The following is a 15,385-nucleotide window of genomic DNA, read 5'->3' as shown; positions in this document are numbered from 1 at the left end:
GTGCGGCCCCAGCCGTCCGGCATGGTGAAGCCGGCGTACGTGTCGACGACGCCCCGCCAGTACGCCTCGTCCTCGCCGGCCTTGAGCGCGGCCAGTTCGGCGGCGACGAAGTCGGCGTACCGGACGGCGGTCGGCTCGGGCGACTCGGGCACCATGCCGGCGCTGCGCCGCTCGTAGCAGCCGATCAGCTCGACCAGGAGGGTGTTCAGGTCCCAGCCGCCGGTGACCAGGTGGCTGACGGCGACGGTGAGCCACCAGCCCCGCTCGTCGGTGCGGTGGGCGGCGACCCGCAGCAGCGGCGCCGGCTGGTCCAGCGCGAAGGGCCGCGCCCGCTCCGCGTCGACGTACGCCCGCAGCCGCGCCTCGACGTCGTCGCCGGTCAGCTCCGTCACCCGTACGTCGACGGGCGCCTCGGCGTGCACGAGCTGCATCGGCACCGCATAGCCGGTCAGGTCGAACGAGGTACGCAGCGTCTCGTGCCGGCCGACCACGTCCCGCACGGCGGCCCGCAGCGCGTCGGCCGAGAACGGCCGTCCACTGTGCACCCGGAAGCAGCGCACGATGTGGTACAGCGACTTGCCGGGTTCCTTCTGGATCTCCACGGCCATGCCGACCTGCGCCTGCACGGCCGGGTAGGCGTCCACGAGGCCGGCGGGCAGGGCGGCCCGGTCGGCGGCGGTCAGCAGGGAGAAGGGCGCGACGGCCTGGAAGGCCGGGGCCGCCGGGGCGGCGTCCTTGGCGGAGAGGTGCCCGGCCAGGGCGGCGACCGTGCGGTGCACGAAGACGTCCCGGACGGCCACCCCGAAGCCGGCCGCCCGCAGCGCGCCGACCAGGGCGACCGCGCGCAGCGAGTCGCCGCCGAGGTCGAAGAAGCTCTCCCGGGTGCTGACCTGTTCGAGGTTGAGCACCTGGCCCCAGATCCCGGCGAGCTGGCTCTCCAGCTCGGTCTCCGGGGCGACGTGTGCCCGCTCGGCCGGCACCGCCGCCTCCCAGAGGGCGGCGCGGTCGACCTTGCCGTTGGCGTTGAGCGGGATCGCCTCCACGGCGACGAACTCGGCCGGGATCATGTACTCCGGCAGGTGCTCCGCGCACCGCTGCCGGATCCGGTCCAGCAGGCCCGGCGTCGCCGGCGCGGCCGGGCGGTAGAACGCCACCAGCCGGGCGTCGCCCTCGGCGGCCGATCCGGAGACCAGGGCGACCGCGTCGGCCACGCCGTCGGTGCCCTCCAGGACGGCCTCGATCTCGCCGAGTTCGATGCGGTAGCCGCGGATCTTCACCTGGTGGTCGACCCGTCCGACGAACTCCACCGCCCCGTCGGGCAGCCGCCGCACCAGGTCCCCGGTGCGGTACATCCGCGCCCCGACCGCGGTTCCGGCAGCGGCGGCGGCGAACGGGTCGGGCAGGAACCGCTCCGCCGTCAACGCCGGCTGACCCGCGTAACCGCGGGCCACGCCCACGCCACCGACGTACAACTCGCCGACCACACCCACCGGAGCGAGATGCAGGTCCCGGTTGAGCACGTACATCGTCATGCCCGGCAAGGCACGACCGATCGGCACCACCGGACCCGCCTGCTCGGTCTCGATCGGGAAGATGCACGTGCCCACACTCGCCTCGGTCGGCCCGTACTCGTTGACCAACCCACCCGCACCCAACAACCCCAGCCACCGGTTGGCGAGGGCCGCCGGCAACGCCTCACCAGCGACCACCACCACCGCCGCCAACGAACCCAACGCCTCATCCGACAACTGCCGACCAAGAATCTCCAGATGACCCGGCGTCAACTTCAAGAAACTGAACGGCCCCGACGACGCCAACACCGCACCCAACTCGGCCAGATCCACATCCTGGCCCACCATCACCACCCGCTGACCCGCCACCAACGGCGCCCACACATTCGGCACCTGCAAGTCGAACGCCACCGACGAGAACACCGCACAACCACCCGCACCACGCGACGCCAACTCACCCGCCGCCCACCGCACATGATTCGCCAACCCCCGGTGCGACACCTGCACACCCTTCGGCCGCCCCGTCGACCCCGACGTGAAAATCACATACGCCAACTCGTCGAGGTCGATCGGTCCGGGCAGGGCCGCGCGCAGGTCACCGTCGGCCGTGGCCTGCGCGGCGCCGTCGTCCACGGTCTCGTCCACCCGGAGCACGTCGACCCCGGCGCCGGCGAACCTGTCGGCGTACCGCTGCGAGGTGATCGCGACCCGGGCACCGGCGTCGGCGAGCATCGCGGCGATGCGGCCCGGCGGGTACGACGGATCCACCGGCACGAACGCCGCACCCGCCTTCCACACCCCCAGCATCGACGCCACCAACTCGACGCCCCGGTCCAACAGCACACCCACCACCGCACCGGCGCCCACACCCCGGCCGGCCAGGCGCCGCCCGATCACGGCGGCGCGGGCGTCCAGACCCGCGAAGTCGACCGACCGACCGCCCGGCTCGGACACGGCCTCCGCCGAGGGCGCCTCGGCCGCCCGCGCCTCGAACTCGGCGAGGACCGAACGCGACACGGGCGCCACCGCCGACGCCCCGTCGGCCAGCACCACCGACACCTCACCCGCCGGCAGACACGTCACCGACGCGTCACCGTCCACGTCGGCGACCATCGCCTCCAGCACCGCCCGGTACATGCCACCGAGGCGCAGGACGTTGGGGTAGCTGACCTGGTGCGGCCGGGCCAGGATGTTGAGCACCCCGCCGAGGGTGGAGACGTGCAGGCCGAACTCGCCGCTGGCCTCGTAGATGGCGTCCTCGAAGTCGACCCGCTCGGTGTCGACCTGCTCGAAGTCGAGGTAGTTGAAGAGGATCTCGATCGGCCGGCGCCCGTCGCCCAGGCGCTGCACGGCCGGCAGCGGGTAGCGGCGGTGCGGCCACAGCTCCAGCTCCCCGGCGAAGGTGTTGCGGATCAGCTCCCGCCAGGTACGCGCGCCCGCGTCGTGCACGAACGGCAGCGTGTTCAGGTGCATCCCGTAGACCCGGTCGGCGCCGGTCACCTCGGGCCGGCCGTGGCTGACCAGCCCGCTGGTGAACACGGGCTCGGCGGTGAGCTGGCTCATCACCTTCAGGTGCGCGGCGAGCAGCACGCTCTTCAGCGACGTGTCGGTACGGCTGGCCAGCTCGCGCAGGTCGTCCATCAGGTCGTGCAGGGGGACGCGGGTGCCGCACTCGTACTCCGGGACCGACTCGTCCTCGCCCCAGCCGGCGGGCAGTTCGAAGACCGGGCGGGCGACGACGCCCTGCCAGTAGTCGCGGTCCTCGTCCGACGCCAGCGCCTCGATCTCGCCGGCGACGAAGTCGGCGTAGCGGACCGGGGGCGCCTCGAACGCCGCCGGTGCGCCGGTGTCGCGCAGGCTGCGGTAGTTGTCGAGGATCTCCATGAGCAGCGAGTGGTGGCTCCAGCCCTCGAGGATGCCGTGCGACATGGTCAGCACGAACCACCACGTGTCGTCGCGGCCGGCCGCCCCGGCGATGCGCATCTGCGGGACCTGGTCGGGGGTGAACGGCCGGGACCGCTCGGCGGCCAGGTACGCCCGCAACCGGCTCTCGGCCTCCTCGTCCGTGCCGTCGCGCAGGTCGAGCAGCGTGACGTCAACGGGCACCTCGGCGTGCACGAGCTGCATCGGCACCGAGAAGCCGGTCAGGTCGAACGAGGTACGCAGGATCTCGTGCCGGTCCACGACGGTCCGCACGGCCCGGCGCAGCGCGTCGCCGTCGAAGGCGTGCTCGTCGCGGATCGGGAACGCCGACACGTTGTGGTAGGTGCGCCGCTCCGAGTCGGAGAGCGTCACCACCAGCATGGCGAGCTGCACCTGCGCGCACGGGTACGCGTCGGCGAGCCCGGCGGGCAGCTTGGCCCGGTCGGCGTCGTCGAGCAGGCTGAACGGGGCGACGGCCCGGAAGGCGGGCGCGACCTCCGCGTCGTCCCCGCCGGCGAGGTGCGCGGCCAGGGCGGCGACGGTGCGGTGCACGAAGACGTCGCGTACCGAGACCGGGTGGCCAGCGCCCCGCAGCGCGCCCACGAGCGCGATGGCGCTGATGGAGTGCCCGCCGAGGTCGAAGAAGCTGTCCCGGGTGCTGACCTGTTCCAACTGGAGCACCTGGCCCCAGATCTCCGCCAGCCGCTCCTCCAGCTCGGTCGCCGGGGCGACGTGCTGCCGCTGCGCGGGCACCGCCGTGTCCCAGAGGGCGGCCCGGTCGACCTTGCCGTTGGCGTTGAGCGGGATCGCCTCCACGGCGACGAACTCGGCCGGGATCATGTACTCCGGCAGGTGCTCCGCGCACCGCTGCCGGATCCGGTCCGCCAGGCCCGGCGTCGCCGGCGCGGCCGGCCGGTAGAACACCACGAGCCGGTCCGACTCGCCGACCAGGGCGACGGCGTCGCCGACGCCGTCGGTGCCCTCGACGACCGCTTCGATCTCGCCGAGTTCGATCCGGTAGCCGCGGATCTTCACCTGGTGGTCGACCCGCCCGACGAACTCCACCGCCCCGTCGGGCAGCCGCCGCACCAGGTCCCCGGTGCGGTACATCCGCGCCCCGGCCGTGGTTCCGGCAGCGGCTGCGGTTCCGGATGCGGCGAACGGGTCGGGCAGGAACCGCTCCGCCGTCAACGCCGGCTGACCCGCGTAACCGCGGGCCACGCCCACGCCACCGACGTACAACTCGCCGACCACACCCACCGGAGCGAGATGCAGGTCCCGGTTGAGCACGTACATCGTCATGCCCGGCAAGGCACGACCGATCGGCACCACCGGACCCGCCTGCTCGGTCTCGATCGGGAAGATGCACGTGCCCACACTCGCCTCGGTCGGCCCGTACTCGTTGACCAACCCACCCGCACCCAACAACCCCAGCCACCGGTTGGCGAGGGCCGCCGGCAACGCCTCACCAGCGACCACCACCACCGCCGCCAACGAACCCAACGCCTCATCCGACAACTGCCGACCAAGAATCTCCAGATGACCCGGCGTCAACTTCAAGAAACTGAACGGCCCCGACGACGCCAACACCGCACCCAACTCGGCCAGATCCACATCCTGGCCCACCATCACCACCCGCTGTCCCGCCACCAACGGCGCCCACACATTCGGCACCTGCAAGTCGAACGCCACCGACGAGAACACCGCGCAACCACCCGCACCACGCGACGCCAACTCACCCGCCGCCCACCGCACATGATTCGCCAACCCCCGGTGCGACACCTGCACACCCTTCGGCCGCCCCGTCGACCCCGACGTGAAAATCACATACGCCAACTCATCGAGATCCGTGGCGCGGGCCGGCAGGGGCGCGTCCGTCTCCCCGATCTCCTCGACGCGCACCACCTCCACGTCGACCGGGGCGAACCGGTCGGCGTACCGCTGCGAGGTCACCGCGACCGCGGCGCCCGCGTCGGCCAACATCGCGGCGATGCGGCCCGGCGGGTACGACGGGTCCACCGGCACGAACGCCGCACCCGCCTTCCACACCCCCAGCATCGACGCCACCAACTCGACGCCCCGGTCCAGCAGCACACCCACCACCGCACCGGCGCCCACACCCCGGGCGGCCAGCCAGCGGGCGACCTGCCCGGCCCGGGCGTCCAGCCCGGCGAAGTCGATCCCTGTGCCGCCCGGCACCGACACCGCCTCCGCCGACGGCACCTCGGCCACGCGCGCCTCGAACTCGTCCAGCACCGAACGCGACACGGGCTCCACCGCCGACGCCCCGTCGGCCAGCACCACCGACACCTCACCCGCCGGCAGGCACACCACCGACGCGTCACCGTCCACGTCGGCGACCATCGCCTCCAGCACCGCCCGGTACATGCCACCGAGGCGGGCGACCTGCGCGACGCCGAGGTGGCGCAGGTTGGCCTCCAGCGTGAGGAAGCCGAGCCGGCTGATCACGCCGAGCGGGAACTCGTTGGGGCTGTCGTCGATCGAGTCGGCGTAGTCGATCTCGTCGGTGTCGATCTGGTGGAAGTCGTGGAAGCTGAACCGGACGTCCAGCATCCGGCCGCCGTCGCCGACCTCCCGCTGGAGCACCGGCAGCGGGTACCGGCGGTGCGGCCACAGCTCCAGCTCCCCGGCGAACGTCCGCCCGATCAGCTCCCGCCAGGTCCGCGCGCCCGCGTCGTGCACGAACGGCACCGTGTTCAGGTGCATCCCGTAGACGCGGTCGGCGCCGGCGACCTCGGGGCGGATGTTGGACACCAGCCCGGTGAAGAACGACCCCGAACCGGTGAGCTGGCTCATCACCTTCAGGTGCGCGGCCAGCATCACCGACTTGAACGGCACGCCCGTCTCGCGGGCCAGCGCCCGCAGGCCCGGCTCCAGGTCGTGCAGCGGCACCCAGTGGTCGTACTGGGCGCCGTCGGCGGCGGTCGGGTCGCCCCAGCCCTCGGGCAGCACGAACCGGTCCCGGCCGGCGACCCGGTCGTGCCAGAAGGCGCGGTCCGTCCCCTCGCCGGTGGAACGCAGCTCGGCGGCGACCGCGTCGGCGAAGCGCACCGGCGGCGCCGGGCGCGGCTCGACCGGCAGCCCGTCGCGGATCCGGTGGTACGCGCCGACCAGCTCCATCATCAGCGAGTGGTAGCTCCAGCCGTCCATGATCGGGTGGCACTCGGTGAGGGTGAGCCACCAGCTCCCGTCGGCGCAGACGCGCGCGTGCAGCCGGAACAGCGCCGGCTCGCCGAGGTCGAACATGTCGGCCCGCTCGGCGGCGATGAAGTCGCGCAGCTCCCGCTCCAGGCCGGCCCGGTCGGTGGCGCGCGCCCGGTCCATGCCGACCCGCATCTCGGCGGTGGCGTGCACGAGCTGCATCGGCACCGAGTAGCCGGTCAGGTCGAACGACGTGCGCAGCACCTCGTGCCGCCGCACCAGCAGCGCGGCGGCCTCCCGGAACGCGTCGAGCGAGAACTCGCCGGCGTCGGGGATGCGGTAGGTGGTGGCGTTGAGGTAGTGGTTGTGCTCGTCGGCGAGCATCTCCGCGAGCATGCCGAGCTGCACCTGCGTGCACGGGTACGCGTCGACGACGCCGTCGGGCAGCGCGGTCCGGTCGGCGTCGGAGATCAACGCGAACGGCGCGACGGCCGGCTCCGGCGCGGCCGGCGCGGGGCGGCCGGTGAGGAACTCCGCCAGCTCGGCGATGCTGCGGCGCTCGAAGAGGTCGCGCACCTGCACGTCGAAGCCGGCGGCCCGGATGGCGGCGGCGAGCGCCACGGCGCGGATCGAGTCGCCGCCGACGTCGAAGAAGCCGTCCTCGACGCCGACCCGCTCCAGGCCGAGCAGCTCGGCCCAGATCGCGGCGAGCCGCTCCTCCACCTCCGTACGCGGCGCCAGGTAGGGCCGGTCGGTGGCGGTGACGGCCCGGTCGGGTGCGGGCAGCGCCCGCTTGTCGAGCTTGCCGTTGACGGTCAGCGGCAGCCGGGCCAGCGGGACGAACGCCGACGGGATCATGTACTCGGGCAGGGTGCGGGCCAGCGCCGCGCGCACCTGTCCCGGCCGGGGCAGCTCCGCCTGCTCGTCGACGACCGAGTACGCCACCAGGCGCCGGTCGCCGGGGGTGTCCTCGCGGACGACGACCACGGCCTCGCGCACCCCGGGCAGGGCCGCGATGGCGGCCTCGATCTCGCCCAGCTCGACCCGGTAGCCCCGGATCTTCACCTGGTCGTCGATGCGGCCGACGAACTCCAGGCTGCCGTCGGCGCGCCGGCGGGCCAGGTCGCCGCTGCGGTAGAGGCGGGCGCCGGGCGGGCCGAACGGGTCGGGCACGAACCGCTGGGCGGTCAGCTCGGGGCGGTTCAGGTAGCCCCGGGCCACGCCGGGCCCGCCGACGTGGATCTCGCCGGTGACGCCGACCGGCACCGGGTTGCCGTACGGGTCGAGCAGGTGGATGCTCAGGTCGGCCAGCGGGACGCCGACCGGGTTGGCGGTGCCGGCCAGGTCGTCGGGCCGCACCTCGTAGTAGGTGGCGTGCACCGTGATCTCGGTGATCCCGTAGAGGTTGAGCAGCCGGGGGGCGGCCAGTCCGCGCCGGGCCACCCAGGGGCCGAGGTCGCCGTACTCCAGCTTCTCGCCGGCGAAGATGACCGCGCGCAGCGTGAGCCGGTCGACGCGGGGGTCGCCGTCGCGGGCCAGCCCCACCAGGCCGCGGAAGGCCGTCGGGGTCTGGTTGAGCACGGTGACCTGCTCCTCGACGAGCAGGTCGAGCAGGTCGCCGGGGGAACGGGTGACCTCGCGGGGCACGATCACCAGCCGGCCGCCGTGCAGCAGCGCGCCCCACAGCTCCCACACCGACACGTCGAAGGCGTACGAGTGGAACAGCGGCCACACGTCGGCGGGGCCGAAGTTCAGGTCGTCCTGCGCCACGGTCGTCAGGCGCAGCACGTTGGCGTGGGTCAGGAAGACGCCCTTGGGGCGGCCGGTCGACCCGGAGGTGTAGATGACGTAGATCAGGTTCTCGGGGTCGACGGCGACGCCCGGGTCGGCGCCGGGCCGCCCGGCGATCTCCCCGGCGTGCCCGGGGTCGTCCAGCACCACCACGGTGCCGTCGAAGTCGGCGAACCGCGCCCGGTGGGCCTCGGTCGTCACCACGATCCGCGCGCCCGCGTCGGCGAGCATGAAGTCGAGCCGGTCGGCGGGGACGCCGGGCTCCACCGGCAGGTACGCCGACCCGGACTTCAGCACGCCCAGCAGGGTGGAGACCAGCTCCGCGCGGCGGTCCAGGCAGACCGCCACCAGCCGCTCCGGCCCGGCGCCGAGGGCCCGCAGGTGGTGCGCGAGCCGGTTCGCGGTGGCGTCCAGTTCGGCGTACGTCCAGCGTCGCGCGCCGTCCACGACGGCGGTCGCGGCGGGGTGGGCGGCGGCGGTGGCGGCGAAGACGCCGTGCACGGTGCCGGTCACCGGAGTGGCGGGGCGGGCCGGGGCGGGGGTCGCCGCCGCGAGCTCGGCGTCGTCGAGGATGCGCAGCTCGGAGATCCGGGCGTGCGGGTCGGCCCCGACGTGCTCCAGCAGCCGGCCGAGGTGGTCGGCCATCCGCCGCACGGTGGCGTCGTCGAACAGCGCGGTCGCGTACTCCAGGTGCCCGCGCAGCCGGCCGTCGGCGCCCTCGACGACGTGCAGTTGCAGGTCGACCTTGGCGACCCGGGTGGGCAACCAGAGCGTCTCGGCGGCGAGGCCCGCCGGCCAGGCGCCGCCCGGAGCGTCGTCGCCCAGGGTGAAGGCGACCTGGTAGAGCGGGGTGCGGGACAGGTCCCGTTCCGGTTCGAACTCGTCGACCAGCAGCGCGAACGGCACGTCGGCGTGGGCGAAGGCGTCGCGCACCGTGGCGCGGGTGTCGCGCAGCAGGTCGGCGAAGGTGGGGTCCCCCGTCCAACTGCCCCGCAGGACGAGGTTGTCGATCCCGTACCCGACCAGGTGGCGCAGTTCGGCGCGGTCGCGCACGGACGTCACGCTGCCCACGGGGATGTCGGTGCGGCCGGTGTGGCGCGACAGCAGCGCCTGGAAGGCGGTGAGCAGGGTGACGAAGAGGGTGGTCTCCGCGCCGCGGGCGATCTCGCGCAGCGCGGCGGAGAGGTCGGCGGAGAGCGCGAACGGGACCGAGGCGCCCCGCCAGTCGCGCACGCGGGGCCGGGGCCGGTCGGCGGGCAGCTCCAGCGGGGCGATGCCGGCGAGGCGGTCCCGCCAGTGCTCCAGGTGCCGCTCCAGCGGCTCGCCACGCAGCCGGTCGCGCTGCCACGCGGCGAAGTCGGCGAACTGCACGGCCGGCGGCGTCAGCGGCGAGGACTCGCCCCGGACGTACGCGCCGTACAGCTCGGCCAGGTCGCCGAGGAGCACCGCCGTGGAGGGCGCGTCGCAGGCGATGTGGTGGATCACCAGCACCAGCAGGTGCTCGGCCTCGTCCAGGCGCAGCAGCGTCGCCCGTACCGGCCACTCGGTGGCCAGGTCGAAGCCGGTGGCGGCCAGCTCGGCCGTCGCCTCGGCGACCCGGTCGTCGCGCTCCGCCGCCGGCACGGTGGTCAGGTCGAGCAGCGGCAGCTCCTGCGGGCGGGGCTCGTCGACGACCTGCACCGGCGTCAGGTCGGCCATCGCGTACCGGGTGCGCAGGATCTCGTGCCGGGCGATCAGGGCGTCCCACGCCCGGGCCAGCGCGGCCCGGTCCAGCGGGCCGCGCAGCCGCAGCGCCGAGGAGACCAGGTACTCCGGACTGGTGGGGTCCAGCCGGTTGAGGAACCACATCTGCTGCTGGCCGAAGGAGAGCGGCAGGTCGCCCGAGCGGTCGACGGTCGGGATCCCGGTCCGCCGACCGGCAGCCCGGCCCGCCAGCCGGCGTTGGACGAGCGACTCGCGCAGGTTGGGCTGGTTCGCGGTCGAGGTCATGCCTGGTGCTCCTTGGTCTGCCGCAGGTCTTCGGTCAGGTCGGCGTCGGACAGCGCGTCCACCTCGGCCCGGATGAGGTCCTCCACCGCGCCCGCCATCGCCTCGACGGTCGGGTGCTCGAAGACGAGCCGGAGCGACACGTCGAGGTCGAACTCCTCCTGGAGGCCGGCGACCAGCCGGCCCGCCAGCACGGAGTGCCCGCCCATGGCGAAGAAGTTGTGCCGCACGCCGACGGGCACGCCCAGCAGGTCGCTCCAGATCGCGCAGAGGCGTTCCTCGACGACCGTGCGCGGCGCGACGAAGCCGTCCTCGGTGCCGGCGGCGCCGGTCGTCACGGCGTCGGAGAGCAGGCCGAGCAGGGCGGCGCGGTCCACCTTGCCGTTGGCGTTGAGCGGGATCTCGACCACCGGCACGAGCAGGCTCGGCGTCATGTAGTCGGGCAGCAGCCGGGCGCAGTGCGCGGCCAGGTCGGGCGCCTCGCCCCGGTGGAAGGCGACCAGCCGCTCCTCGTGGACGATGACCGCGCATTGGGTCACCCCGGGGTGTTCCTCGACGACGGCGCGGATCTCGCCGAGTTCGATGCGGTAGCCGCGCACCTTCACCTGGTCGTCGACCCGGCCGACGAAGTCCATCACCCCGTCCGGGCGCATCCGGACCAGGTCCCCGCTGCGGTACAGCCGGCTTCCCGGCGGCCCGTACGGGTCGGGCACGAACTTCTCCGCGGTCAGGTCCGGCCGGCCGGCGTACCCGGTGGCCAGGCACTCCCCGCCGATGTACAGCTCGCCGACGACCCCGAGCGGCAGCAGCCGCAACGCGTCGTCGAGCACCCGGACGGTGGTGTTCGCCATCGCCCGGCCGATCGGCACGATGTCGGTCGTCTGCGGCGTGCGCACCGGGTGGGCCGTCATGATGACGGTGGTCTCGGTCGGCCCGTAGCTGTTGGTGAGGCCACCCGGCCCGAGCCGGTCCAGCCACCGGTTGGCGATCTCCTTGCGCAGCGCCGCGCCGGCCGTCCAGATCAGACCGGAGAGCTGACCCGCCTGCTCGTCGTCGAGCTGCTCCGTGAGCAGCTCCAGGTGCGGCGGGGTCATGATGAACCGGTCGAACGGGCCGGCCTTGACGAGCAGGCCGCCCAGCTCGGCGATGTCGAGGGCGGCGGGCAGCAGGGTCACCGACTGACCCGAGACCAGCGGGCTGAACAGGTTGGGGATGGACAGGTCGAAGGCGATGGTGGTGAACAGCGGCGCGCCGTCGCCGCGTCCCCCGCGCGCCCCCCGGTCGCCCAGGGCCTCGGTCTCGACGGCGCAGGCGAGGAAGTTGGACACCGCCCGGTGCGGCAGCGCCACGCCCTTGGGGCGGCCGGTCGAGCCGGAGGTGAACAGCACGTAGGCCGTCTCCTCCGGGTCGGTGTCCCGGTCCGGCCGGTGGGTGGGGCCGGCGCAGACCATCAGCCGGTGGGTGTCCACGTGCAGGGTCGGCACGGTGAACCTGGGCGCGTACGCCGCCTGGGTCACGCCCAGCTCCACGCCGGCGGTGGCGAGCATGTGCCCGATCCGCCCGGCGGGGTACGACGGGTCGAGCGGCAGCACGGCCGCGCCCGCCTTCCAGGCGCCGAGGATCGCCGCGACCAGGTCGACGCCCCGGTCCAGCAGCACGGCCACCACCGCGCCCCGGGCGACCCCGGAGCGCCGCAGGTGGTGGGCGAACTGGTTGGCCCGGTCGTCCAACGCCGCGTAGGTGGTGGTGAGGTCGCCGTGCCGCAGCGCCACCGCGTCCGGCGTGCGGTGCCGCTGGGCCTCGAAGAGGTCGCAGACGGTCGCGGCGGAGCGGGGCATGGTGGGCCCGTGCACCTCGTGCAGAAGGTGGTGGCGCTCGCCCGGCGAGAGCAGGTCGAGGTCGTCGAGCGGGGTCCCCGGCTCGGCCACCGCCGCGGCGAGCAGCCGGACGAAGTGCTCGGCCATCCGCCGCACGGTCGACTCGTCGAACAGCGCGGTGGCGTACTCCAGGCTGCCGGCCAGGGTGCCGTCGGGGCGGGGCCAGACGTGCATCGTGAGGTCGGTCTTGGCGATCCGGGCCGCCCGGCGCAGGGCGTCCAGCAGGGCCTCGTCGTCGGTCGACTGGCCGGTGATGCCGCCCTCCTGGGCGTTGAGCATCACCTGGTAGAGCGGGGTGCGGGAGAGGTCGCGGACGTCGACGAGGTCGTCGACCACCCGCTCGAAGGGCAGGTCCTGGTGGGCGAGCGCGGCCAGGGTCCGGGACCGCACGGCCCGCAGGGCCGCCTCGAACGGGGCGGCCGGGTCCAGGGTGCAGCGCACCACCACGGGGTTGAGGAAGACCCCGGCGATCTGTTCCGCCTCGGCGGGGCGTCGACCGGAGGTGGGCGCGCCGACGGCGACGTCCCACTGCCCGCTGTAGCGGGCCAGCAGCGTGGCGAAGCCCGCCAGCATGGTCATGAACGGGGTCGCCGAGCAGCGCCGGCCCAGCGCGGTCAGCTTCTCCGCGAGCTGCGCCGGCACCTCGAACTCGACGTGCGCCCCGCGCGGGTCGCGCTCGGCCGGCCGGGGCCGGTCCAGCGGGAGGGTCAGCTCGGGCACCCCCGCCAGGTGTTCGCGCCAGAAGCCGAGTTCCCGCTCGACCCGGTCGTCGGTGAGGTACCGGCGCTGCCAGGCCGCGTAGTCGGCGTAGTGCACCGTCAGCTCCGGCAGGTCGGGCTCCCGGCCGGCGGCGCCGGCCGCGCAGAGTTCCCGCAGGTCGCGCTCCAGGACCCCGGCGGTGGTCGCGTCGGAGGCGATGTGGTGCAGCGCCACCAGCAGCAGGTGGTCCGCCCCGGCCGAGGTGACCAGGGTGGCCCGCCACAGCGGCCCGGTGCGCAGGTCGAAGCCCTGGCCGAGCTGCGCGTCGACGAGGTCGACGAGCGGGGCCCCGGTCGCGTCGCGGATCGTGAGGTCGACGGGGCCGGGCGGGTCGACGCGCTGGTGCGGCTCGCCGTCGTGGGTCAGGTAGCGGGTGCGCAGCGCCTCGTGCCGGGCCTCGAGCGCGCTCAGCGCCGCCCGTACGGTGTCGGGGGTCAGCGAGCCGGGCAGCCGCAGGTAGAGCGGCACCACCCACTCGGGGCTGCCCGGGTGCAGCTGGTCCAGCAGCCACAGCCGCCGCTGGGCCGGGGAGAGCGGCAGCGCGCCGGTGCGGGGCACCGGGACCACCGCCGGCGTCGCGGGGTCGCCGTCGGTCAGCAGGGCGGCCTGCGCCTCGACGGTGCTCGCGGCGAGCAGCTCCCTCAGCTCGATGCGCACGCCGGACTCGGCGGCGAGGCGGCTGGCGAGGCGGACGGTCACCAGCGACGACCCGCCGAGCTGGAAGAGGTCGTCGTGCACCCCCACCCGGTCGACGTCGAGCAGCTCCTGCCAGAGCCGGGCGACCAGCCGCTCGGCGTCGGTGCGCGGGGCCAGGTAGGCCGTGCGGTCGGTGGTCTCGACGGGCGGCAGCGCGGCCCGGTCGACCTTCCCGCCGGTGGTCAGCGGGAACTCCGCCACCGGGACGAACACGGCCGGCACCAGGGCGTCGGGCAGCCGGTCGGTCAGGAAGGCCCGCAGCTCCGTGCTGCCCAGGGGGCGCCGGCCGGCGACGTACGCGGCCAGCCGGGGGCTGCCGCCGGGCTCGGCGAAGCCGACGACGACCGCCCGCCGGACGTCGGGGTGGGCGGCCAGCGCGGCCTCCACCTCGCCCGGCTCGATGCGTACCCCATTGATCTTGAGCTGGTCGTCGGCGCGGCCGACGAACTCCAGGCTCCGGTCCGAGCGCCACCGGACCTGGTCGCCGGTGCGGTAGAGCCGCGTGCCGGGCGGCCCGTACTCGTCCGGCACGAACCGCTCCGCGGTCAGGTCGGGCCGGTGGAGGTACCCGCGGCCGAGCCCGGCCCCGCCGACGTAGAGGTCGCCGACCACGCCGATCGGCACCGGCCGCCGGTTGGCGTCCAGCACCTGGAGGCGGAGGTTGTCCAGCGGCCGGCCGATCGGCACCGGCCCGGTGCGCTGGGCGAGGTCGACCTGCTGGGCGGTCACGTCGATGGCGCACTCGGTCGGGCCGTAGGTGTTCCAGACCCGGGTCCCGGGCGCCACCGCCAGCCGCTGGCACAGCTCGGCGTGCAGCGGCTCGCCGGCCGAGAAGACCAGCCGCAGCGAGGTGCACCTCGGCCAGTCCGGCTCCTCCGTCACCAGTTGCAGCACCGACGGCACGCCCTGGAGCACGGTCGCCCCGGACCGGATGACCGCCGCCACCAGCGCGGCCGGGTCGCGTTCGGCGCCGTCCGGCGCGAGCGCCACCGTCGCCCCGCAGATCAGCGGGGCGAAGAACTCCCAGCCGGCCGCGTCGAAGCTCACCGCGGTCTTCTGCAACACCCGGTCCGCCGGCGACAAACCGTGCTGCCGGACCGTCCAGGCCACCCGGTTGCCGATGGCCCCGTGGGTGACGACCACGCCCTTGGGACGGCCGGTCGACCCGGAGGTGTAGATGACGTACGCCGCGTTGTCGGGGTCGATGCGGACCGGCGGCGCGGTGTCCGGTCCGGCCGCGATCCGCGCCCGGTCGGCGTCCAGGCAGACCACGTGCGACGGCCCGGCCAGGCCGTCGTCGCGCAGGTCGCTCTGGGTGAGCACGACGTCCACCCCGGTGTCGGCGACGATCCACCGCCGCCGGTCCACCGGGTGCGCCGGGTCCAGCGGCAGGTACGCGCCGCCGGCCCGCCACACCCCGAGCAGGGCGACCACCAGGTCGACCCCCCGGCGCAGGTACACGCCGACCGTCGACTCCGGACCGACGCCCAGCCCGACCAGGTGCCGGGCGAGCTGGTTGGCGCGCCGGTCGAGTTCGGCGTAGCCGACCCGTACGTCGCCGGCGAGCACCGCGGTCGCGTCGGGCGTCGCCGCGGCCTGGCGGGCGATCAGGTCCGGCAGGACGACGGGACCGACCGTGCCCGCTCCGGCGGCCGGCAGGGTGGACAGAGGGGTGCTCAT

The 15,385-nt window shown here is 74.3% G+C and carries 2 protein-coding genes (1 of these 2 only partly in view); both read right to left on the bottom strand.

From position 1 onward, the window contains the following. On the bottom strand, window positions 1-10,376 hold the 5' portion of the coding sequence (locus RM555_RS03420) for a non-ribosomal peptide synthase/polyketide synthase (RefSeq protein WP_311410395.1). The gene continues 12,988 nt to the left of window position 1, outside the view; only the first 10,376 of its 23,364 coding nucleotides appear in the window; it begins with the start codon at window positions 10,374-10,376; its stop codon lies beyond the left edge, outside the window. Then, window positions 10,373-15,385, bottom strand: coding sequence for a non-ribosomal peptide synthetase (locus RM555_RS03415; protein ID WP_311410394.1), 5,013 nt, complete (start codon window positions 15,383-15,385; stop codon window positions 10,373-10,375). Before RM555_RS03415 ends, RM555_RS03420 begins: the two co-directional genes overlap by 4 nt.

It is taken from the genome of Micromonospora reichwaldensis (genome assembly GCF_031845925.1).
GTDB lineage: Bacteria > Actinomycetota > Actinomycetes > Mycobacteriales > Micromonosporaceae > Micromonospora > Micromonospora reichwaldensis.
Note: the sequence above shows the minus strand (reverse complement) of the source record. Positions and strands in the feature narration are given on the sequence as shown.